Raw genomic sequence first — 21,193 nt, 5'->3', positions numbered from 1 at the left:
GTCATCTAGTTCTCGGGTTTCTTCCAGATCAACTCGGTGACGGCACTTCCCACATCCTGGGCTTTCGTCTCGTACTTGGTGGTGGGGCGGACGACGGAGATCGGCAGCGCGGGGCCGGACTCGCCACGGTCCACGCGGCGCAGCCGCGGTTCGGCGTCACCGACTTCGGCGATCCACTCGGCGTACCCGGCATGGTCCGTCGCGACGTGCAGGACACCACCGGGGCGCAGCCGTTCGGTGATCAGACCGACCGTCGCCGGTTGCAGCAGCCGGCGCTTGTGGTGGCGCGCCTTCGGCCACGGATCGGGAAAGAACACCCGCACACCGCTGAGCGAAGACGCCGCGATCAGATGCTGCAGCACGTACACCGCCTCGCCGCGGATCAACCGGACGTTGGTCACCTGCTCGCGGTCTAACGCGCTCAGCAATTGCGCCAGCCCCCGCCGGTAGACCTCCACGGCGATCACGTCGATGTCAGGCTCGTCTTGCGCCATGGCCAGCGTCGATGTGCCGCTCCCGCAGCCGATCTCGAGCACTAGCGGCGCCTCGCGGCCGAACCAGGCGCGGGTGTCCAACGGCCCGATGTCTGGATAGTCCGCCCCCAGCGACATGCCCAGCTGCGGCCATAGCCGCTCCCAGGTCTCGCGCTGGGCGCTGGACAGGGCGGAACGACGTGCGCGGAACGCGGTGACCGGTCCGCCGGGTAGGGCTCCCGCGGGTAGGGCATAGCGCCCGGCGACTCCTTGCTCGGAGATCCCCACGCCGGGTTGCGAATGCATTTGTCCATCGTGGCCCATGAACCGGCGATGTAGCCGCACGTGGTCCAGATTGATACCCAACAGTTGCCTACAGCTGGTATCAGATAGACGGTTAACTCGCATCTACACGCCGCAAGTGCCACGATTCGCTTGCGAAAACGAGCCGGGTCGGGTCGGATCGACCCGGCGGGATACGAGGGGACAGGGGGCACCAGATTTTCGTCGATGAGCTGGCGCGATTTGCTGCCGCTGCCGCTGACGTGCGGGTGACGACGATCGCCGAGGTTGCTGCCGCGCCGTTGCGGGTGATGGTCCGCGGACGTGGGGGAGTTGGCTGCAGCACGGTCGCACGTGCCCTGGACCGCGCCGGCAACGTGTCGGGCATCCGCGCGGCCGAATCGCATCCCGGCGTGCCAGACGTCGTGGTTTACGTCACCACCGAGGTGGTCAAGCCCGAGGACGTCGAAGCGATCGGCGCGATCTCCGCCCAACACCCGGTGTTGACGGTGCTGAACAAAGCCGATTTGGCCGGTTTCGGCGGGGACGGGCCGATCGCCGCGGCGCGGGCCCGCTGCGCGCAATTTGCCGAAATCCCCGGGCTGACCGGGATACCCGTGGAGCCGCTGAGCGGCTTGCTCGCCGTGGCCGCGCTCGATGATCTGCACGACGCATGGGTCGCGCTGCGCGGGCTCGCCACGGGTCCTGAGGCGTTATTGAAAGACCTTTTCGACGGCTGCTTCGCCGGGTTTCTGGATGCGGACTCTCCGGTGCCGGCCGAAGACCGGTTGCGACTGTTGGACACCCTCGACCTGTTCGGCACGGCGCTTGGGGTGGCCGCGGTCCGTAACGGCTGCTCAGCCACCCAACTGCGGGTCCTGCTACGCCGAGTTAGCTGTGTCGATGCCGTCGTGGGCAGGGTCAATGCCCTCGGTGCCGAGACGCGTTACCGACGGGTGCTCGACGCCGTCGCGGCATTGGAGGCGCTGGCTGTTGCCGAAAAACGACTCGGCATCAGCGACTTCCTGGCGCACGACGACACAGTGCTGGCACGGATGGCCGACGCCGCTGACCTGGCGGACACTGCGGGGATGGCCGTCGAGCCGGAAGTCGGGGACGTTGGGGGCGGCGCCGATCCTGCCGCGCATTTGTCGCGGGCAGTGCGTTGGCAGCGGCTCGGCGTTGACGGCCCGGTTAGTGAGGTGCACCGGTCCTGCGCCGCGGACATTGTCAGGGGGTCGCTTCGGTTATGGTCGCAGGCCAGCGAGCATGGAGAGTCATGGTGACCGACGCGGCTGACGACCCGGCCAGCCAGGTGGACGCGCTGGTGGCCGCAATCGGCCCCCGGCTGGACGCGCCTGCCATCAACCGCCGCGACGTGGTGCTGGTGACGGGCCCGTGGATGGCAGGGATAAGTAGTGTCGTCGCGGCGCTACGCGAACGGCTGCCGCAGCACAAGTTCGTCGAGTCGACGGATCTGGGTCCCGGCGACGCCCCGATCGCGGTGGTGTTCGTGGTTTCCGCTGCGGCCGAGCTGACCGAATCCGACTGTGCGCTGCTCGACGCCGCCGCCGAGTACACCGATGTGGTGATCGGGGTGGTGTCCAAGATCGATGTCCACCGCACCTGGTGCGACGTGCTGAACGCCGATCGCGACAAGCTTGCCGCGCACGCGCCGCGCTATGCGCGGGTGCCCTGGGTCGGCGTGGCTGCGTTGCCCGAGGTCGGCGAGAAGCGGGTCGACGAGCTGGTCGGCGCGGTCGGGAGACAGCTCGCCGAATCGGACATCGCCCGCCGAAACAGGTTGCGGTCGTGGGAATCCCGGCTTCAGACGGTGACGAAGCGCTTCGATCGGGATGCCGACGGCGCCGGCCGTCGGGCCCGGGTTGACGCACTGCGCGAGCAGCGCAGCTGGGCCCTGCGCGAGCGGCGACAGTCAAAAACCGAACACACGATCATGCTGCGCGGCCAGATCCAGCAGGCCCGCGTGCAGTTGTCCCACTTCGCCCGCAACCGCTGCTCGTCGGTGCGCGGTGAGCTGCAAGAGGACGCCGCGGGTCTGTCGCGGCGCAACATGCCCGGCTTCGAGGAATATGTGCGCGGCAGGGTGAACGACGTGGTCGCCGAGGTCAGTGAGGGTACCGACGCGCACCTGGGCGACGTGGCGCAGGTGATGCGTGCGCCGCTGGACCTGCCGGCGCCGGAGAAGCTCCCCAGCGTCGAGGTTCCGGCCGCACCGTTGAAGTCGCGACGTCAGGAAACGTGGCTGATGGTGCTGTTGGGCGTCGGCTTCGGCCTCGGGGTGGCGCTGACGCTCAATCGCCTGCTGGCCAGCCTGGCGCCCAGGCTCGCCCCGTGGCTGGCCATAGCCGGGTTCGTGGCGTGTCTGGTGATCGGTGTGGTGGCCACGGTCTTGGTGGTGAACATCCGCGGCCTGCTGCGCGACCGGGCCGTGGTGGACCGCTGGGCGGGTGAGGCGACCGAGTCGCTGCGGTCGGTGGTGGAGGAGTTGGTCGCCACGCGTGTGCTGATGGCCGAGACGTTGCTGAACACCGCGCTGAGCGCACGGGACGAGGCCGAGAATGCGCGGGTGGCCGATCAGGTCAGCGCCATCGACACCGAATTGCGCGAGTACGCGATCGCCGCGGCGCGGGCCGCCGCGGTGCGTGACCGCGAAATGCCGACCGTGCAGTCCGCGCTCGACGCGGTACGTGCAGAACTCGGCGAAGCGGGTATATCCAAACCCAAGGACCCGTCTTAGTGGGGTAAATGGCACGATTTGCGGACGATCATGAGGCTTCTGAATCGTTGTTGTGAGCAGGCTTATACCTGCCCGTGCCTGTCTCGACAAGTTGCTCGCGATAACCTGTACGTAAAGCTTCACCGTGTGAACCAGTTGTGTGAGCCAGTGCATACGCAACGAGAAGTGCCATACGCAACGAGAAGTGTCCCGAAGTACGCAGATGAATTCAGGAGAGTTCGATGACCTCAGCGACCATTCCCGGGCTGGATACCGCGCCTACTAAACATCAGGGCCTGCTGTCCTGGATAGAGGAGGTCGCCGAGCTAACCCAGCCCGACCGGGTGGTCTTTGCCGACGGCTCCGAAGAGGAGTTCCAGCGGCTTGCCACCCACTTGGTCGACGCGGGCACATTCACGAAGCTGAACGAGAAGAAGCACCCCAACTCCTACCTCGCGTTGTCCGACCCGTCCGACGTGGCCCGGGTGGAGTCCCGGACGTTCATCTGCTCCGAGCGGGAGATCGACGCCGGCCCGACCAACAACTGGATGGAGCCCGCCGAGATGCGGGCCACCATGACCGAGCTGTACCGCGGCTGCATGCGCGGACGCACGATGTGGGTGGTGCCGTTCTGCATGGGCCCGCTCGGTGCCGACGACCCCAAGCTCGGCGTCGAGATCACCGACTCGGAATACGTCGTCGTCTCCATGCGCACCATGACCCGGATGGGCAAGGCCGCGCTGGACAAGATGGGCGACGACGGGTTCTTCGTCAAGGCGCTGCACTCCGTCGGCGCCCCGCTCGAGCCGGGGCAAGAAGACGTGCCGTGGCCCTGCAATGAGACCAAGTACATCACCCACTTCCCGGAGGCCCGCGAGATCTGGAGCTACGGCTCCGGCTACGGCGGCAACGCGCTGCTGGGCAAGAAGTGCTACTCGCTGCGCATCGCCTCGGCGATGGCGCACGACGAGGGCTGGCTCGCCGAGCACATGCTGATCCTCAAGCTGATCTCCCCGGAGAACAAGGCGTACTACTTTGCAGCGGCGTTCCCGTCGGCCTGCGGCAAGACCAACCTTGCGATGCTGCAGCCGACCATCCCGGGCTGGCGCGCCGAGACCCTCGGCGACGACATCGCCTGGATGCGGTTCGGCAAGGACGGCCGGCTCTACGCGGTCAACCCGGAGTTCGGTTTCTTCGGGGTGGCACCGGGCACCAACTGGAAGTCCAACCCCAACGCGATGCGCACCATCGCCGGGGGCAACACCGTCTTCACCAACGTCGCGCTCACCGACGACAACGACGTGTGGTGGGAAGGCCTGGAAGGCGAGCCGGATCACCTGATCGACTGGAAGGGCAACGACTGGGTCATCCGCGAGACGGAAACCAAAGCGGCGCATCCGAATTCGCGGTACTGCACGCCGATGTCGCAGTGCCCCATCCTGGCGCCGGAGTGGGACGATCCGCAGGGCGTGCCGATCTCGGGCATCCTGTTCGGCGCCCGCCGCAAGACGACGGTGCCGCTGGTGACAGAGGCCCGTGACTGGCAGCACGGTGTCTTCATGGGCGCCACCATGGGTAGCGAGCAGACCGCCGCGGCCGAGGGCAAGGTCGGTACCGTGCGACGTGACCCGATGGCCATGCTGCCGTTCCTGGGCTACCACGTCGGCGACTACTTCCAGCACTGGCTGGACCTGGGGAAGAACTCCGACGAGTCCAAGATGCCGAAGGTGTTCTTCGTCAACTGGTTCCGTCGCGGTGACGACGGCAAATTCCTGTGGCCTGGCTTCGGTGAGAACAGCCGGGTACTGAAGTGGATCGTCGATCGCATCGAGCACAAAGCCGGCGGAGAGAACACCCCGATCGGTGTTGTGCCCGCCGTCGAGGATTTGGATCTGGATGGACTCGACGTCGACGCTGACGACGTCGCCAAGGCGCTGGTGGTCAACCCCGCTGAGTGGCGCAAGGAACTGCCGTTGATCGAGGAGTGGTTCGAGTTCGTCGGCGAGAAGCTGCCAACCGGGGTCAAGGACGAGTTCGACGCCCTCAAGCAGCGTTTAGCCGAGGCCGAGTAGCGCGAGCAGACGCAAAAGCCCCCGCACGCACGGCGTGTCGGGGGCTTTTGAGTTCCCCCGCAAGCGGGAGGTGCCCCCAGCTCGGCGGGAGCTCACGCTCGCCGCAGTGAGCGCGGCAGATAGACCGCCCCTGGTCCGGCCACCGCTGCCGAGTCGGCCGGATTAGAGATGGCACACCGCTGCAACGACAGGCATCCGCAGCCGATGCACGAGTCCAGGTTGTCGCGAAGCGCCATCAGCCCGGCGATCTGGTCATCGAGGCGAACGCGCCAGTCTTTGGACAGCCGACTCCAGTCGGCGCGCGTCGGGTTGCGTCCATCTGGCAGCTTTGCCAGCGCCGCCGCCACCTCGTCCAGGCTCAAGCCGACGTTGCGGGCAGCCCGGATGAAAGCCAGGCGTCGCAACATCTGGCGTTCGAAGCGGCGCTGACCGCCGCCCGTCCGGGTTGCCGTGATCAGGCCCTGGCTCTCGTAGAACCGAATCGCCGACGCTGCGAAGCCACTGCGTTTCGCTATCTCGCTGACGGTGAACAAATCTCGTTTGTCCATGATCGGGCCTCTCGGGACTTGACTTAAAGTTGACTTTAACTACCAGTATGGCAGTATGACCCTATCCATGCACCATTCTGTAGCCATCGTCACCGGCGCATCGCGCGGTTTCGGACGAGCGGTGACTGCCGCTCTGCTCGACCTCGGCTGGACGGTCGTCGGCGATGCGCGCCGCGCCGATAAGCTGAAAACGACTGCCCGAGAGCTGAATTCAGCACGCCTGATCGCCCTTCCGGGCGACGTCAGCGATGCGTCACACCGTGCCGGACTGGTCGCCGCCGCCACCAACGCCGGCGCGCTTCGGCTGCTGGTGAACAACGCAAGCCGGCTTGGCCCCAGCCCCCAACCGGTCCTGGCCGACTACCCGGCCAGCGAGTTGGGGGCCGTCTATCAGACGAACTTGTTTGCCCCGCTTGCGCTGATCCAGGCGGCGTTGCCGGCGCTCACCGACAACGCCGGGGTGATCGTCAACCTCACGTCCGACGCTGCCGTCGAACCGTATCCAGGCTGGGGCGGCTACGGCTCGTCAAAGGCCGCACTCGATCAGCTATCGGCCATCCTGGCGGCCGAGGCATCCGCCGTGCCGGTTTACGCGTTCGACCCCGGCGACATGCGCACCGAGATGCACCAAGCCGCCTTCCCCGGCGAGGACATCTCCGATCGGGCCGAGCCGCAGTCTGTCGTACCGGCGCTGCTGCGACTGCTCGACACCCGGCCGACGTCCGGCCGCTACCGGGCGGCAGACCTGATGGCCGGAGCCCGCCGATGACACGTGCCATGACTCTGGCGAGCCCGCATACCCGCTTTCACCGGCCGGCGGGCTCCGACGCCAGCGAACCGCCGGAAGCCCGCGGCGTCGCACGGGACGCGGTCAAGCTGCTGATCGCCCGGCCGGGCGGGGTCACCCACGCCCGATTCGCCGACCTCGGCGACCACCTGCACCCGGGCGACCTCCTGGTCGTCAACAACTCCGCCACCCTGCCCGCCGCGGTCGACGGCAGTCGTGCCGGTCGGCCGATCGCCATCCATTTCTCCACCGAGCGCGCCGAGAAGCTGTGGGTGGTCGAACTCCGGCCGACCGGGACCGCGACCGGGCACTTGACCGACATCCGCCCGGACGAACGCATTGAGCTCCCCGGCGGCGCCGCGATCGTCATCCGGTCGTCCTACCCGGAGCCCGGGGTCGACGGCGGTCGGTTGTGGACGGCGCGGGTGGTCCTCGAAGGTCCCACGGGCGGCGTCGCGTCCTATCTCGCCCGCTACGGCCGGCCGATTCGGTATTCCTACGTGCCGCGACAATGGCCGTTGCGCCACTACCAGACGGTATTCGCCCGCACCGCGGGTAGTGCTGAAATGGCCAGCGCGGCACGGCCGTTCAGTACCGAATTAGTGACAACCCTGGTGGCCGCCGGTGTTGCCATCGCGCCGATCACGTTGCACGCGGGGGTCGCCTCCGCGGAGGCGGGCGAGCCACCAGCCCCCGAGCTGTTCACTGTGCCGCCGGCCACCGCGCGGCTGGTGAACCTCACGCACGCGAGCGGCGGGCGGGTGATCGCCGTCGGAACCACGGTGACCCGGGCCCTGGAGTCAGCCGCCGACCCCAATGGCGCCGTACACGAGGCGGTTGGCTGGACGGATCTGGTGCTCGGCCCCGACCGCCCGAGCCGCGTGGTCGACGGCCTGATCACCGGATGGCATGATGCCGGCGCTTCGCACCTGTTGCTGCTCGAGGCCGTCGCGGGCCCGAAGCTGGTCGCCATGGCGTACCGCGAAGCCGTCGAAGACGGTTATCTGTGGCACGAGTTCGGCGACAGCGCTCTGCTGCTGCCGGAAAAGTAGCCCACACTGTCCCGTTCCGCGCCCGCCTGGCAGGCGCCGCGAGCTCGCATCGTACAGTCGGCGCATGCAGATTCGTCAGCATGTCGGTTCCGGCAAACCCGCGGTGATCCTGCACCCTTCGGGGACGGTCCTCACGTTCGACGAGTTGGAAGCCCGGGCCAACCGCTTGGCGCACTACTTCCGACGCGCCGGTCTGACCGAGGGTAACAGCGTCGCGATCCTGATGGAGAACAACGAGCACATCCACGCCGTCATGTGGGCGGCCCGCCGCAGTGGCCTCTATTACGTGCCCATCAACACCCACCTGACCGCGGCCGAGGCCGCCTACATCGTCGACAACAGCAGCGCCAAGGCGATCATCGGCTCGGCGGCATTGCGCGAGACCTGCGAGCAGCTGGCCGAGCACTTGCCGCGCGGATTGCCGGACCTGCTGCTCATCGCCTTGGACGAGGGAGAGGCCGACCTGCCGAATTGGAAGCGCTACCCGGAATGTGTTGCCGACCAACCCGATACGCCGATCGACGACGAGATCGAGGGCGACCTGCTGCAGTACTCGTCGGGTACCACCGGCCGTCCGAAGGGCATCAAACGCGAACTGCCCCATGTTCCGCCCGCCGAGGCGCCCGGCATGATGTCAGCCCTCGTCGGTTTCTGGATGACGCCAGAGTCGATCTATCTGAGTCCGGCGCCGCTGTATCACACGGCGCCGTCGGTTTGGTCAATGAGCGCGCAGGCCGGCGGCATCACGACCGTCGTGCTGGAAAAGTTCGACCCCGAGGGCTGCCTGGACGCTATTTCCCGGCACCGGGTAACCCACGGCCAGTTCGTACCCGCCATGTTCACCCGAATGCTGAAACTTCCCGAATCAGTGCGTAATTCGTACGACATATCCAGCCTGCAGCGGGTGATGCATGCGGCCGCGCCCTGTCCGGTGGAGATCAAGCAGCAGATGATCGATTGGTGGGGGCCGATCGTCGACGAGTACTACGCCTCCTCGGAGGCCCACGGCTCGACTCTGATCAGCGCCGAGGACTGGCTGGCCCACCCGGGGTCGGTCGGCAAGCCGATGATGTGCGTGGTGCACATCCTCGACGAGAACGGCAACGAACTGCAGCCCGGCCAACCCGGTGAAATCTACTTCGAGGGCGGCAACGCCTTCGAGTACCTCAACGATGCGGAGAAGACCGCGAAGTCCCGCGACAACCACGGCTGGGTGACCGTCGGCGACGTCGGCTACCTCGACGAAGAGGGCTACCTCTATCTGACCGACCGGCGCCACCACATGATCATCTCGGGTGGGGTGAACATCTACCCACAGGAGACGGAGAACGTTCTGGTCACCCACCCAAAGGTGCTGGACGCCGCGGTTTTCGGCGTTCCCGACGACGAGATGGGCCAACGCGTTGTGGCGGCTGTGCAGACCGTCGATCCGGCCGACGCCACCGACCAGTTCGCCGACGAGCTGCTGAGCTGGCTGCGAGATCGTTTGGCGCACTACAAATGCCCGCGGTCAATCGCGTTCGAGCCGCAACTGCCGCGCACCGACACCGGCAAGCTCTACAAGAACGAGCTGGTCGAGAAGTATTCGGCGTGACGCTGCGCATCGTTGACCTGACGGAGCCGCCGCAGGTGGACGATGCCCTGGTGCCGCGCGTGCCCGGCGTGGTGGTGGCAGTCGGGCCGGTATCGGAAGGCTCCGAATATTGGCTGCAGCACGCCACTTTCACGCTCACCGAGGACCAAAGTACCGACCGGCGCGTGATCACCGTCGCCTCGGTGACTGACGCGGTGGCCGAACTGAGGCAGCGCTGTCAGCGTTGGCCGCATGCCAGCAGCGTGTGCGACGACGTGCTGCGGGCGGTCGACCCCGACGGCGCGACGCTGACCGGGGTGATGACCGAGTCGCTGGCTTACTCGACGCTGCAGGCCGGGCCGGAGTTCGCGCGCTGGCTCGACGAGCGCGGTCCGGCGCGGATGCCAGACATCGCCAATCCGGTTCAGGCCGAGCGCGACGGTAATACCTTGCGAATCAGGTTTAATCGGCCGCAGCGTCACAACGCGTTTTCCACCGATGCCCGTGCCGCGCTGCTAGAAGCACTGACGGTCGCACAGCTGGACCCGTCGGTGACCGGAATCGTGTTGAGCGGCAACGGCCCCTCGTTTTGCAGCGGCGGCGACCTTGCGGAATTCGGTAGTTTCGCCGACCCGGCGTCCGCACACCTGGCCCGCACCCGGCACAGCCCCGCGCTGGCGCTGGACGCGCTCACCGCGCGGCTCGGCCGGGCTTGCCGCGCCGAGGTGCACGGCCGGGTGCTGGGCAGCGGGCTGGAGATGGCCGCGTTCTGCGGATGGATTGAGGCACGGGATGATTCCGTGTTCGGGCTGCCGGAATTGGGGCTGGGTCTGATTCCCGGAGCCGGCGGCACCGTCAGTGTTACCCGCCGGATAGGCCGTTGGCGCACCGCGTATCTGGTGTTGTGCGGTCACACTATCGACGCGCAGACCGCGTTAGCTTGGGGCCTGGTGGATGCGCGGCTCAGTAATGGTGGTGGTAGTAGGTGGTGGTAGGCGTGGAGGGGATATGACTTGAGGCGGCGACACCAATAATCACCAGGACGAGCCAGACCACGAAGAGGCCGGCATAAAGTACGCCCATGACGGCCGCGCTGATGATCGCCCACTTTTTGGCATTGTTGGCGGCGGCCTGCGCTTCGGCGTACTGCCCCTGCATCCACAGCCCGGAGACTTTGGAAGAGTAGACGATCGATACCACCCCGAGGGGCAAGCAGCAGAAAAGTGTCGTCAGAATCGCCCAGACGAGGTGGTTGTCCGGCTGTGGTCCGGCCCCCCAACCGGGTTGCTGCCCCGGCCAACCCGGTTGCGGGCCTTGCGAACCCGGTTGTTGCCCCGGCCAACCCGGTTGCTGGCCTTGCCAACCCGGGGAGCCGCCGTACGGGTCTGGCGGATAACTCATGGCGACTGCCTTCCCTCAGGCTCGACAGATTCACGGCCGCCTTACTGGCGTCGAGGTCAGGCAAATATACAGCACGGCTTGGGTTACCGGGTCAGCGCGACCGGACAGAGATTTCCACGTCACCTGTCTCGGCGATGACGATCGCCTTGTAGTCACCCGATTCGCCGTTGCGTCCACCGGCAGTGGGTCGCTGGTTCTTGCCGGACGGTGTGACGAGCGTGGCGACCTCACACTCCCTGTTTGTCGTATGGCAATTCACGGCGAAGCCACTGCCGCCGGGGTTAGGGATGTCGACAACCGCGTACCCGCCGTCCACGTACGGTCCGATCGGCTCGACCTTGATCGTGGCGGTGTTGCCGATCTGTACCGTGGCGGCGACCTTCGCGGTTTTGGTCAGCTCGGTGGGATCAGCCTTGGTCACCGCCTTGATGATCGGCAGCTCGGCATCGCCGATCCAGCTGAGTACATCGGCCACCATGCTGTAGACCGTGCGGGTGGCACTGACCTTCCAGCCGCCGTCGGCGCGGATGGCGACCAGATAGTTCAGCCGCTCGAAGAGCGGGCTGAACGGGCCGAAGGTCGACTTGTCGCCCAGGCAATGTCGCTCGTGGCTATTCCCCTCGTCGGTCTGCAGGCAGCGTCCGTCCCAATCGGCCACAGACGTTTGGTAGTCCGATCTCGAGCTCAGGTGCAGACTCTCTGGCCGGACCCGGGCGGTGTTTCCATCCACGGAGAGCAGGCGAAACCGGCTGTTGCTGATGTCGATAGAGGTGCGGCTGCGGTTCAGTTTCTCCAGGGTCGAGTCGAACAGGCTGCGATAGGTCTGCAAAAGGCGGCCCTCGACACCTCCCGTAACCCGGCCGAACTCGGTGATGTTGCGAGTGTTGAGCGCCTTCGCCAGCCCGGCTACGTAGCCTTCGGCCGCCTTGACCGGGGAGTCGAAGCCGGGCGAGCTGACAGCCGGCGACGTTCCGCGGCCTTCTTGTTCGGAGATGTATTGGAAGACGGTAAACAGCGGGCTGACATACCAGCTGCCGTCCCGTTGGACCGTCATGACAAAGGGCGGCTGCTCGCGGCCGTCGAGACGGACTGTCTGCCGGTGACCGTCCTTCGTGATATTGGCGCCGCGAACCGTGATCGTGGTTTGTTTCGCAGCCGAATCCTTCGTTTCGAACAACTTCTTGACCGGATCGGAAGCCTTTGCCGGATCGAATGACGCTGTGATATCGACGTTTTCGATGCTGACCTTGGTCAGCTGGCTCTGTTCGTCATGTGTCTTCAGAGTGAGGTTCTTGACGCTCACCTGCACGCCGGTGTCCTTCGTGTGACCGCCGAAATCGCTTTTCTCACCGAGCGCGGACGAGATGCGCCTCGCCTGTTTCACGACGTCGGTGAGTCCGGCGACCTCGTCTGGCGGCAGCAACAAACCCAGCCGTGACAGGTCACCGCCTTCGATGGCCGCGATCGCCTGGGTAACTGCCTCTTGCGGTGTAGCCGCCCCGCCGAAAAGACGCGACAGCACGGTCCGGTGTAGTACGACGGCCCCCACCAGCAGCAGACAGACGACGACTCCTGTTGCCGCCCAACGTAATAGGGCGGACCGGGTTGGCCCCCGGCCGGGGTGTTGCGGTGCCTGGAATTGGGGTGGGACGGCGTACTGAGGCGGTGCGGCTTGCCAGTTCACGTGCGGTCCTTCGGGATTCATCTTCTCGGCGGCCTCACTGTTGACGGGCGCGCAGCGCGGCGTGGACTTCGGGATCGGCGGACTGAGCCAGCCACGCAAGCAGATCGGGCGGCGCGGCGGGATTGCGTGCGAGGTACGGCCAAAGGGCGCCGTGCTGCTGGGCCAGGCCGTACAGGACATGGGCCGGCGTGGTGGGGTCCGCCGCCAGCACAGCGGGATCTGCAGCGCCTGGCGGAGCGTACGCCGGAGCCGGCATCGGCGTCGGCGTCGGGAAGAACGCTCGGATCGGCTTTGGCAGTGTCACAAACGCGGCGGCCGCCGCAGGCAGCGCAAGCGCCGCGATTACCAGCGGGCCCGTCACCACCTCCCACGAGTTCGGGCTCAAGCCCAGCACCAGGATCGACACCAGCCCGGTAATCCCTTGGACAGCCGACGCGACCAGGACGGGAACGCGACAACGTAACGGGTTGAGAGCGACCTGTTGTCGCGCCCAGTCTGCCGCGATAGCGCCCACGCCCGCACAGATCACGGTGGTGAACACCGCAGCGGTCAGCGCGCCGGTCAGCGCCACGTCCGCGATGATCTGTGCCACTAGCAATATGTCCGCGACAACCACCAGACCCAGAACGCCGCGCGCCGCCGTCAGCCACGTCTGTGCGTCGGACTGATCGCCGGGCCGACGCAGCGCGGGCGACGACCCCACCAGCGCGGCGATCATCGTGAGGGTGCACCCGCCAAAGGGCAGATGCAGCGACTCAGGCGCGCCGAGACCCAATTGCGCCCCGCCAGCCACAAAAGCCCCGCAGATGGCCCAAATCAACGCTCCGACACCGGCGGCGACGAGCGCCAGACGCCCGGCCGCGTCACCGCGGGCAGCCCGCCGGACCACGATCCACACCGCGCTCACCCAGACCGCGAACAACACCGCCTGCACCACCGGAAGCGCGATCAAGGCGCGCAATTCGAGCACCGATGTCAGCGACCGAAAGGTACCCAGCAGCACGCCGACCAGCGCGAGTACAGCGCACAACGGAAGTGCCACAGACGTGACGGTCAGAACGGTTCCCCAAAGGCGCGTATTGCCTTGCGAGCCGCCATCGATCAGGTCCGAGCGGCGGGGCAGCGCCACCAGCACCGAAACCGCCGCCGCGATCCACGCGCCGGGGGCAGGTGCGAATTTGGTCAATCCCCCGTCGATGGCGCCGACGATCGCGTCGATGACGAAATAGGTTGCGGCGCATAGCCCGAACGGCGCAGCCGCGGCCAGCTTGGCAACCCGCAGTTTGGCCGGCGTCCACGCGGGCCCGAACAGGCCTGGCCGGCTCAGGTACGGCAGGGCGATCGCGCAGAGACCGAGCAGGCAGCCGACGATGACTTCCGGTCGGCTGTAGCCCCTTTCGGCCGCCGTCCACGGCAGCACCAGGATGACCGGCAAGGCGATGACGCTGACCGCATCCCAGGCGAGGTCGGCACGCGGCACGCCCGCGAACGGACTCGGACGCGGCATTCTCGGCGGCCTCGGTTGGACCGGTTGGACCGGTTGGACCGGTTGGAATTGTGGCGGATACGGCCCACCCGGGCCGGAGGGTCCGGGAGCGTAGGGGGGCGGCTGGCCGTATGGCTGCGGCGGGATGGCCGGATATTGCGGCCCGTAAGCGGGCCAGCCGGTTTCACCCGGCGCGTTCTGCCACATCCCTGGTTCTGTCACTGCGTTCCCTGCGAAGTGTCGGGTGCTGCGCCCGACAAACACAGACGCCTCCACCGGATGGGCAAAGTCGACTTGGATACTGCCACACCGAGTTGGCGCCCTGCGACGTCAAATCCCGCCCCGGGCCACCAATTGCCCGGCAATCACGTTGCGCTGGATCTCGTTGGTGCCTTCGCCGACGATCATCAGGGGAGCGTCGCGGAAGTAGCGTTCGACATCGTATTCGGTCGAATAGCCGTAGCCGCCATGGATTCGCACCGCATTCAGAGCGATCTCCATCGCGATCTCGGAGGCGAACAATTTGGCCATCCCGGCCTCCATATTGCAGCGCTCGCCGCTGTCGTAGCGCTCGGCGGCATATCGGGTCAGCTGACGCGCGGCGGTAAGTTTGGTCGCCATGTCAGCCAGGTAGTTGCCGATGGCCTGATGCTTCCAAATCGGCTGGCCGAAGCTTTCCCGTTGCTGGGCGTAAGCCAGGGCGTCCTCCAATGCCGCCGACGCAACGCCCAGGGACCGCGCCGCCACCTGGATGCGGCCGGTTTCGAGGCCCTTCATCATCTGCGAAAAGCCATGGCCCAGCTGGCCGCCCAAAATCGCCGACTCGGGAATCCGGTAGTCCTCGAATGACAGCTCGCAAGATTCGACGCCCTTATAGCCCAGCTTCGGCAAGTCCCGCGACACCGTCAGTCCGGGCCCATGCCCCACCAACGCGATCGAAATACCCCTATGACGCGGTGTGGCATTCGGATCGGTCTTGCACAACAGGGCGATCAGCCCGGACTGGCGTGCGTTGCTGATCCACGTCTTGGCACCGTTGATCACCAAGTCGGCAGAATCATTGCGGCCATCCGGTAGCGCCGTCGTCGTCATGTTCTGCAAGTCCGAACCGCCGCCCGGCTCGGTCAACGCCATGGTGGCCCGCAGCTCGCCGGTCGCCATCGGCGGCAGGTACGTCCGACGCTGCTCCTCGGTGCCGAACAGCGTCAGCAGCTTGGCCACCACGGTGTGTCCGCCCATCGCGCCGGCCAGACTCATCCAGCCGCGGGCCAGCTGCTCGGTGACCCGGACATAACACGGCATCGACACCGGCGAACCGCCGTACTCTTCGGGAATGGCCAGGCCGTAGATGCCGATCCGCTTCATCTGCTCGATCCACGCCTCGGGGTAGGTGTTGGCGTGCTCGACCTCGCGAACGGTCGGTTTCACATCGCGATCGATGAACGCCCGCACCGTAGCGACCAGCATGTCTTCTTCGTCGTCCACCTGAGACCGCCCTCCCGCATTGACCCTCGCTTCGACAGCCTGCCAGCATGTGGCGTTGTGGCGGTGAACGGGTACACGGGTGTGCGCGAAGGCGGGCCCTACTTCGACGACCTGTCGATTGGGCAGGTTTTCGACTGGGCGCCGGCGGCGACGCTGTCGTCGGGTCTGGCGGCCGCCCATCAGGCCATCGTGGGAGACCGGATGCGACTGGCGCTGGACGCCGGTCTGTGCGCCGCGGTGACCGGCACGCCCGGCCCGCTGGTGCATCCGGGACTGGTGTGCGACGTGGCGATCGGGCAGTCGACGCTGGTCACCCAGCGTGTCAAAGCCAACCTGTTCTACCGCGGCCTCACGTTTCATCGATTCCCGATGATCGGCGACACCATCTACACCCGCACCGAAGTGGTTGGGCTGCGGGCGAACTCGCCCAAGCCGGGCCGGGCGCCGACGGGTCTGGCGGCGCTGCGGATGATCACGATCGACCAGGCCGACCAGTTGGTGCTGGACTTCTACCGTTGCGCGATGCTGCCCGCCAGCCCGCAGTTTGATCCGTCGGGAGCTGCGGACGACGATCTGTCCGGCATCGGCGCCGACACGGTGGCGCCGGCCGCTGATCCGACCGCGCAATGGGACGGCGAGGTATTCCGAAACCGGGTGCCCGGACCGCATTTCGACGCCGGCCTTGCCGGTGCAGTGCTGCACAGTACTGCCGACGTGGTGAGCAGCGCGGCTGAGCTGGCCCGTCTCACCCTGAACATTGCTGCCACACATCATGATTCGCGTGTCAGCGGGCAGCGGTTGGTCTACGGCGGGCATACCATCGGGCTGGCTCTCGCGCAGGCCACGCGGCTGCTGCCCAATCTGGTGACGGTCCTGGGCTGGCAGTCCTGCGACCACACCGGACCCGTGCACGAGGGCGACACGCTCTACAGCGAGCTGCACGTCGAGTCCGCCGAGGCGACGGATAACGGCGGGGTGCTGGGACTGCGGTCGGTGGTCTACGCGGCCGGTGCTTCCGCGGGCGAGCCCGACCGGCCGGTGCTGGACTGGCGGTTCAGCGCGCTGCAGTTCTAGATCCGGGTTCCAGATACCGTTGACATTAAAATACCGACGGTATTTAATCAGCGCATGGCCAAGCGGTTGCGCCGTGTCGAGCAAGTCGAACGAAACAGAGAACTCGTCTTGGCGGCGGCCCAGCGGGTCTTCATTGCCCGCGGCTACGCGGGGGCCACGCTGGAGGCCATCGCCGACGAAGCCGGGTTCTCCAAGGGCGTCGTCTACTCCCAGTTCGGGAGCAAACCGGAGCTATTCTTCGCGCTGCTCGAGCAACGCATCGAGCAACGCGCGGCGCACCACCGGCAGGCGGTGGAAGGGCTCGCCGGCCTCGACGCGTTCGAGGCGCTGATCCGTGCCGGCACCGAGGATGCCGAATCCGCGCCCGGCTGGCAGTTCGTGCTCGCCGAGTTTCGAGCACAGGCCGTGCGTAATTTGGACCTCAACCGTCGCTATGCAGCGATGCATTCGCGAGCGGTCGACAATTTCGCGGCGGTGCTGATGCAGGTTTACGCAAGCGCAGAGTTGACTCCGGCGATTCCCGCCCAGTCACTGGCCGAATTCATTTTCGCGGCTACGACGGGCGTCGCTCTGGAAAGGAGCGCGAATCCATCCGCTATACCTGAGCATCTCATTGCCGAATTGCTGTTGCCTGCCTTGGGATTCACGCCTACGGCTACATCGGAGCGACGGTGATGACGACAACAGTGTCGGCCTGGGATGAGTTGCGCCAAAGGGTGCAGACCGACGTAGTGGCCGGCGCCGCGGACCATTTCGCGCGGCTGGCCTGGAGTGCGGACGCGTTACGGGCTGCCCAGCGCGAGGACCTGGCCAGGCTATTGGCGCACGCTACCGAGCATTCACCGTTCCACGCACGCCGATTGCGCGGCATCGACGTGGGTGCGGCCGACCCCGATGACATGTCGGCCTTACCGGTCATGACCAAAGCCGACATGATGGCCGAGCTCGACGACGTGTTCACCGACCGACGGTTGCGCCGCACCGATATCGAATCGGCCTTGGCACATACCGGCACCGAACCCGTTCCGCTGCTGGGCCGGTACGTCGCGCTCGCCTCCGGCGGCTGCGCGGGAACGCGGGGAATCTTTGTCCTGGACGGAAGCACGCTCGCCGCATTCGCCACTGCCGTCGCTCGTCCTCCAGCACCCGGAACGGTGGCACCGCCGTCGGGTGATGTCGTCGGGGTGATGGTGGGCGCGCCTTCGGCGGTTCATGCCACCGGACTGGTGACGGCGTTGACTGTCGGCGACAGCCCGTTCGGCCGCTTTCACCTCGTTCCCGCGACCAAGCCGCTGTCCGCGATCGTCGAAGAACTCAACACGATACGGCCCACCGTTCTGAGCGGCTACGCCTCGATGCTTGCCCGGCTGGCCGTGGAGGCGCGCGCCGGCCGGCTGCGGATCAGGCCCGCGCAGATCTCCTCGACAAGCGAGACGCTGCTCCCAGAAATGCGAACCAGCATCAAGCAGGCGTTCGTCGCCCCGATCTTCGACGGGTTCGGGTCCACCGAGGGGCTGGTCGGCAAGACCGGCGCGGACGACGACGTCTTCGCCTTCAACACCGACATGTGCATCGTCGAACTCGTCGACGCCGACAATCGGCCGGTACCGGTTGGCGCAACAGCGGCCAAGGTGTTGGTTACAAACCTGTACAACCTGACCCAACCGCTGATTCGCTACGAGTTCACCGACACATTCGTTCGCGCCGCCAACGCGCCCGATCACGGCCACCTGCGCGCACGCGTGCAGGGCCGCAACGACGAAATCTTCCACTATCGGGACGGAACGGCAGTCCACCCCATTGTGATTCGATCGGAACTCGTCGCAACCCCAGCGATTATCGACTACCAAGTCACGCAGACGGCGGCCGGAGTTGACGTATCTGCCATTGCAGCAGCAGATTTCGCTGTCGACGAGTTGGTGTCGCGGCTGGCCCGGTCGCTGGCTGACGCGGGTCTGGAAAGCCCCCGAGTCACGGTTCGCACGGTTGACCGACTGGACCGGCACCCCGTCAGTGGCAAGTTCCGCAGGTTTGCCAGGCTCTGAACCGCGGGCACAATGGGGTCGTGAGCTGCACGCAGGCCCGATCCGCTCAGAACTGGGGTAACAGCGGGCTTGCCTTTCTGACCGGTCTGCCCGACGGGCCGCCCGACTTCTCCCGGGCCAGCGTGCTCAGTCGCGCCGAACGGATCGCAACCGATGCGGCCAGCCTGCTCGCCGGGCGGGCCGGGTTGCTCGGACTGACCCGCAGCGGGCGGGTGTCGGCCGGCGGTACCACCCGGCTGCTGCAAGGACGGGACGGCTGGTGCGCGATCACGCTCTCCCGTCCCGACGACATCGTCGCCGTGCCCGCATTGCTGCAAGTCGACGATCTACCTGACGACGCCCCCTGGCCTGCGCTCGAGGCTTGGGCCGCAACACGTCTCGTCGCAGAAACCGTCGAGCGGGCGAACCTGCTCGACATCCCGGCGGCCGAACTGGGCGAGACCGCGGCCGCATCGCCGCGAATCCGGCGCATCGGCTCTCAGGCGTCTGGGCGGGAACTGGCGGGTCTGCTGGTGGCCGACCTGTCGTCGATGTGGGCCGGCCCGTTGTGTGGGAAACTGCTGGCCCGCGCCGGAGCCACCGTCGTCAAAGTCGAAAGTCCGCGCCGCCCGGACGGAACCCGAGCCGGGGATCGTGCCTTCTTCGACTGGATGAACGGCGAAAAGCTGTCCTATTGTTTGGATTTCGACGGCCAAACCGACGAGCTGCGGCAGTTGCTCGCGGTCGCCGACATCGTGATCGAAGGTTCGCGCCCTGCGGCGCTGGCTCGGCGCCGGCTCGGACCGGACCACATTGCGCCGCGGGCGGGACGAATCTGGTTGCGGATCATCGGATATGACGACGACCCGGGGCGACCGGCGTTCGGCGACGACGCCGCGGTGGCCGGCGGCCTCGTCGGTACTAGCGTGGACGGGCCCGTGTTCTGCGGCGACGCCATCGCCGACCCGCTGACCGGGCTGGAGGCGACCCTGGCGGTGACCGAATCGCTGCGTCGGGGCGGCGGCGAGCTGGTCCAAGTGGCTATGGCGGCGGTTGCCGCGAGTTACGCGAAATCACCGGCGACGGCGCCGGTCTCGACCTACCCGGCCCCACCCCCGCCGTCTCCGGAAGTGAGCAGGTCAGCGCCGGAGCTCGGCGCCGACGGCGATGCGGTACGCCGCCTGGTTTCCGAAAAGCGCTGCCTATCATGTTGATTCAAGGAGCGACGCTGCTGGACGGCAGGATGGTCGATATCCGCGCCGGCGCTTTGATCGAGGAGGTAGCCGACGGACTGGTGGCCAGGCCCCGGGAGGGTGTGCTCTACGCGGGCGGCGGAACCGTGCTGCCCGGACTGCACGACCATCATGTGCACGTGCGATCCGCGGCTTCGGCGTTGAATTCGTTTTTCGTCGGGCCACCAGGAGTCAGCACCAAAGATCAACTGGCCCAACTGCTGTCGAACGCCACACCCGGGCCCGACGGATGGATCCGTGCGGTCGGCTACCACGAATCGGTTGCCGGAGAGTTGGACCGCGTCGCTCTTGACGAGGTGGTATCCGACATTCCGGTGCGCATTCAGCACCGCAGCGGTGCGCTGTGGATGCTCAACTCTGCCGCGTTGGGCCGAGTCGGCATGGCCGAGCATTCCGATGGTCGGCTGCGCAGTGCCGACCCCGGCTGGTCGGACGCGGTGCAGCGGCGCGAAACCAACCTGGCCGAACTCAGCCGGCGGATCACCGCGACCGGCGTCACCGGCGTCACCGACGCCACCCCCGACCTCGGCGCCGACGACATGGTCTCGCTGATGGTGGCGCATCGTCGCGGCGAGTTTCGGCCACGACTGCATTTCTTGTCACCGGGCAAGAAAATCCTGCAGGACGACCGTCTGGACCTGGACTCCTTGACGACCTGGATCGCCGAGCACCACGGCGCCGGCCGGCCCGTCGCCGTGCACTGCGTGACAGCAGCCCAACTGGTGGTGACCATCGCCGCCCTGCGCGCGGCCGGTAGCCACCCGCTCGATCGCATCGAGCACGCGTCGGTGGTACCCGACGACAACCTGGCCGACCTCGCTGACCTGCAACTAACCGTGGTCACCCAGCCGAACTTCGTCGCCGAGCGCGGCGATCAGTACCTCGCCGACGTCCCCGAGGCCGAGCACAGTCAACTGTGGCGGGTCGCATCGCTGCTGAACGCCGAGGTGTCAGTGGCGCTGTCTACCGACATGCCGTTCGGCCACGGTGACCCGTGGACTGCGATGCGCGCCGCGGTATATCGCACCACGCTCAGTGGCGCCGTCCTCAATGCCGACGAATGTGTTTCGGCGCGAACAGCTTTGGAGATGTTCCTGGGCCGTTCCGATCAGCCGGGCCAGGCGCGGACCATCGAAGTCGGACAGCCCGGCGACCTCTGTGTGCTGAACGAGCCACCGGCGACGGTACTGGCCGAGCTGGACGCCGGCATGGTGGCCGCCACGGTGATTGGCGGTCAGCTCGTTTACTTCGCCATGTGA

General features: G+C 66.7%; 18 protein-coding genes. 12 read left to right on the top strand and 6 right to left on the bottom strand.

Features of this window, described 5'->3' with window-relative positions; all coding sequences use genetic code 11:
• Positions 1–5: 5 nt before the first annotated feature.
• A complete protein-coding gene (trmB, locus tag AC5Y21_RS06970; protein ID WP_499910936.1) occupies positions 6–797 on the bottom strand; it encodes a tRNA (guanosine(46)-N7)-methyltransferase TrmB in 792 nt (263 codons plus the stop codon).
• Positions 798–949: 152 nt separating this feature from the next.
• Here trmB and AC5Y21_RS06965 point away from each other — a divergent pair, with 152 nt between their 5' ends.
• The 3 genes from AC5Y21_RS06965 to AC5Y21_RS06955 all read left to right on the top strand — a co-directional run bounded on the left by AC5Y21_RS06965 (position 950) and on the right by AC5Y21_RS06955 (position 5,567).
• On the top strand, positions 950–2,041 hold the full coding sequence (locus AC5Y21_RS06965; RefSeq protein ID WP_499910935.1) for a hypothetical protein: 1,092 nt from the start codon (positions 950–952) through the stop codon (positions 2,039–2,041).
• Complete coding sequence (locus tag AC5Y21_RS06960) at positions 2,035–3,516, top strand: hypothetical protein (protein ID WP_499910702.1); 1,482 nt, start codon at positions 2,035–2,037, stop codon at positions 3,514–3,516. Before AC5Y21_RS06965 ends, AC5Y21_RS06960 begins: the two co-directional genes overlap by 7 nt.
• Before the next feature lie 221 nt (positions 3,517–3,737).
• Positions 3,738–5,567, top strand: a complete 1,830-nt coding sequence (locus AC5Y21_RS06955; RefSeq protein ID WP_499910701.1) for a phosphoenolpyruvate carboxykinase (GTP) — start codon at positions 3,738–3,740, stop codon at positions 5,565–5,567.
• Positions 5,568–5,659: 92 nt separating this feature from the next.
• Here AC5Y21_RS06955 and soxR read toward each other — a convergent pair whose 3' ends face one another.
• Positions 5,660–6,115, bottom strand: a complete 456-nt coding sequence (soxR, locus tag AC5Y21_RS06950) for a redox-sensitive transcriptional activator SoxR (protein WP_499910700.1) — start codon at positions 6,113–6,115, stop codon at positions 5,660–5,662.
• A 67-nt stretch (positions 6,116–6,182) separates the two neighbouring features.
• Between soxR and AC5Y21_RS06945 the strand changes: the two genes are divergently transcribed.
• From AC5Y21_RS06945 to AC5Y21_RS06930, 4 genes are all read left to right on the top strand, one after another.
• Positions 6,183–6,884 carry an SDR family NAD(P)-dependent oxidoreductase gene (locus tag AC5Y21_RS06945; protein WP_499910698.1) on the top strand — a complete coding sequence of 234 codons (702 nt, stop codon included), beginning with the start codon at positions 6,183–6,185 and terminating at the stop codon, positions 6,882–6,884.
• A gap of 8 nt (positions 6,885–6,892) precedes the next feature.
• Positions 6,893–7,954 (top strand): S-adenosylmethionine:tRNA ribosyltransferase-isomerase, encoded by a 1,062-nt coding sequence (locus AC5Y21_RS06940; RefSeq protein WP_499910697.1) that lies wholly within the window; start codon positions 6,893–6,895, stop codon positions 7,952–7,954.
• A 64-nt stretch (positions 7,955–8,018) separates the two neighbouring features.
• Positions 8,019–9,548, top strand: coding sequence for a fatty-acid--CoA ligase FadD4 (gene fadD4, locus AC5Y21_RS06935; protein ID WP_499910696.1), 1,530 nt, complete (start codon positions 8,019–8,021; stop codon positions 9,546–9,548).
• A gap of 2 nt (positions 9,549–9,550) precedes the next feature.
• Complete coding sequence (locus AC5Y21_RS06930) at positions 9,551–10,522, top strand: enoyl-CoA hydratase/isomerase family protein (protein ID WP_499910933.1); 972 nt, start codon at positions 9,551–9,553, stop codon at positions 10,520–10,522.
• On the opposite strand, the gene AC5Y21_RS06925 is transcribed toward AC5Y21_RS06930, so the two are convergent.
• The 4 genes from AC5Y21_RS06925 to AC5Y21_RS06910 all read right to left on the bottom strand — a co-directional run bounded on the left by AC5Y21_RS06925 (position 10,491) and on the right by AC5Y21_RS06910 (position 15,583).
• On the bottom strand, positions 10,491–10,928 hold the full coding sequence (locus AC5Y21_RS06925; protein WP_499910694.1) for a CD225/dispanin family protein: 438 nt from the start codon (positions 10,926–10,928) through the stop codon (positions 10,491–10,493). The genes AC5Y21_RS06930 and AC5Y21_RS06925 overlap by 32 nt on opposite strands.
• A 91-nt stretch (positions 10,929–11,019) precedes the next feature.
• Positions 11,020–12,612, bottom strand: coding sequence for a hypothetical protein (locus AC5Y21_RS06920; protein ID WP_499910692.1), 1,593 nt, complete (start codon positions 12,610–12,612; stop codon positions 11,020–11,022).
• Between the two features lie 34 nt (positions 12,613–12,646).
• Entirely contained in the window at positions 12,647–14,119 is a 1,473-nt protein-coding gene (locus tag AC5Y21_RS06915) for a DUF7937 domain-containing protein (protein ID WP_499910690.1), read from the bottom strand.
• Positions 14,120–14,428: 309 nt separating this feature from the next.
• Positions 14,429–15,583 (bottom strand): acyl-CoA dehydrogenase family protein, encoded by a 1,155-nt coding sequence (locus AC5Y21_RS06910; RefSeq protein ID WP_499910688.1) that lies wholly within the window; start codon positions 15,581–15,583, stop codon positions 14,429–14,431.
• A gap of 63 nt (positions 15,584–15,646) precedes the next feature.
• Here AC5Y21_RS06910 and AC5Y21_RS06905 point away from each other — a divergent pair, with 63 nt between their 5' ends.
• Genes AC5Y21_RS06905 through AC5Y21_RS06885 form a run of 5 tightly spaced genes read left to right on the top strand, consistent with a single transcriptional unit; the run spans position 15,647 to position 21,193 of the window.
• Positions 15,647–16,657: a MaoC family dehydratase gene (locus AC5Y21_RS06905; RefSeq protein WP_499910687.1), complete on the top strand. Its 1,011-nt coding sequence runs from the start codon at positions 15,647–15,649 to the stop codon at positions 16,655–16,657.
• A 54-nt stretch (positions 16,658–16,711) separates the two neighbouring features.
• The gene (locus AC5Y21_RS06900; RefSeq protein WP_499910685.1) at positions 16,712–17,332 is read left to right on the top strand and encodes a TetR/AcrR family transcriptional regulator; all 621 of its coding nucleotides are present in this window, start codon (positions 16,712–16,714) and stop codon (positions 17,330–17,332) included.
• A complete protein-coding gene (locus AC5Y21_RS06895; protein ID WP_499910683.1) occupies positions 17,332–18,702 on the top strand; it encodes a phenylacetate--CoA ligase family protein in 1,371 nt (456 codons plus the stop codon). The genes AC5Y21_RS06900 and AC5Y21_RS06895 overlap by 1 nt, the downstream gene beginning before the upstream one ends.
• Before the next feature lie 20 nt (positions 18,703–18,722).
• The gene (locus AC5Y21_RS06890) at positions 18,723–19,895 is read left to right on the top strand and encodes a CoA transferase (RefSeq protein ID WP_499910681.1); all 1,173 of its coding nucleotides are present in this window, start codon (positions 18,723–18,725) and stop codon (positions 19,893–19,895) included.
• Positions 19,889–21,193, top strand: a complete 1,305-nt coding sequence (locus AC5Y21_RS06885; RefSeq protein ID WP_499910679.1) for an amidohydrolase family protein — start codon at positions 19,889–19,891, stop codon at positions 21,191–21,193. Before AC5Y21_RS06890 ends, AC5Y21_RS06885 begins: the two co-directional genes overlap by 7 nt.

This window comes from Mycobacterium sp. NGS41 (assembly GCF_059812725.1).
This window is presented reverse-complemented; position numbering and strand designations above follow the sequence as displayed.

Coding starts and splice junctions, on each gene's coding strand:
- trmB (WP_499910936.1), bottom strand. CDS start 797: ATGGGCCACGATGGACAAATGCATTCGCAACCCGGCGTGGGGATCTCC.
- AC5Y21_RS06960 (WP_499910702.1), top strand. CDS start 2,035: ATGGTGACCGACGCGGCTGACGACCCGGCCAGCCAGGTGGACGCGCTG.
- AC5Y21_RS06955 (WP_499910701.1), top strand. CDS start 3,738: ATGACCTCAGCGACCATTCCCGGGCTGGATACCGCGCCTACTAAACAT.
- soxR (WP_499910700.1), bottom strand. CDS start 6,115: ATGGACAAACGAGATTTGTTCACCGTCAGCGAGATAGCGAAACGCAGT.
- AC5Y21_RS06945 (WP_499910698.1), top strand. CDS start 6,183: ATGCACCATTCTGTAGCCATCGTCACCGGCGCATCGCGCGGTTTCGGA.
- AC5Y21_RS06940 (WP_499910697.1), top strand. CDS start 6,893: ATGACTCTGGCGAGCCCGCATACCCGCTTTCACCGGCCGGCGGGCTCC.
- fadD4 (WP_499910696.1), top strand. CDS start 8,019: ATGCAGATTCGTCAGCATGTCGGTTCCGGCAAACCCGCGGTGATCCTG.
- AC5Y21_RS06925 (WP_499910694.1), bottom strand. CDS start 10,928: ATGAGTTATCCGCCAGACCCGTACGGCGGCTCCCCGGGTTGGCAAGGC.
- AC5Y21_RS06915 (WP_499910690.1), bottom strand. CDS start 14,119: ATGCCGCGTCCGAGTCCGTTCGCGGGCGTGCCGCGTGCCGACCTCGCC.
- AC5Y21_RS06900 (WP_499910685.1), top strand. CDS start 16,712: ATGGCCAAGCGGTTGCGCCGTGTCGAGCAAGTCGAACGAAACAGAGAA.
- AC5Y21_RS06895 (WP_499910683.1), top strand. CDS start 17,332: ATGACGACAACAGTGTCGGCCTGGGATGAGTTGCGCCAAAGGGTGCAG.
- AC5Y21_RS06885 (WP_499910679.1), top strand. CDS start 19,889: ATGTTGATTCAAGGAGCGACGCTGCTGGACGGCAGGATGGTCGATATC.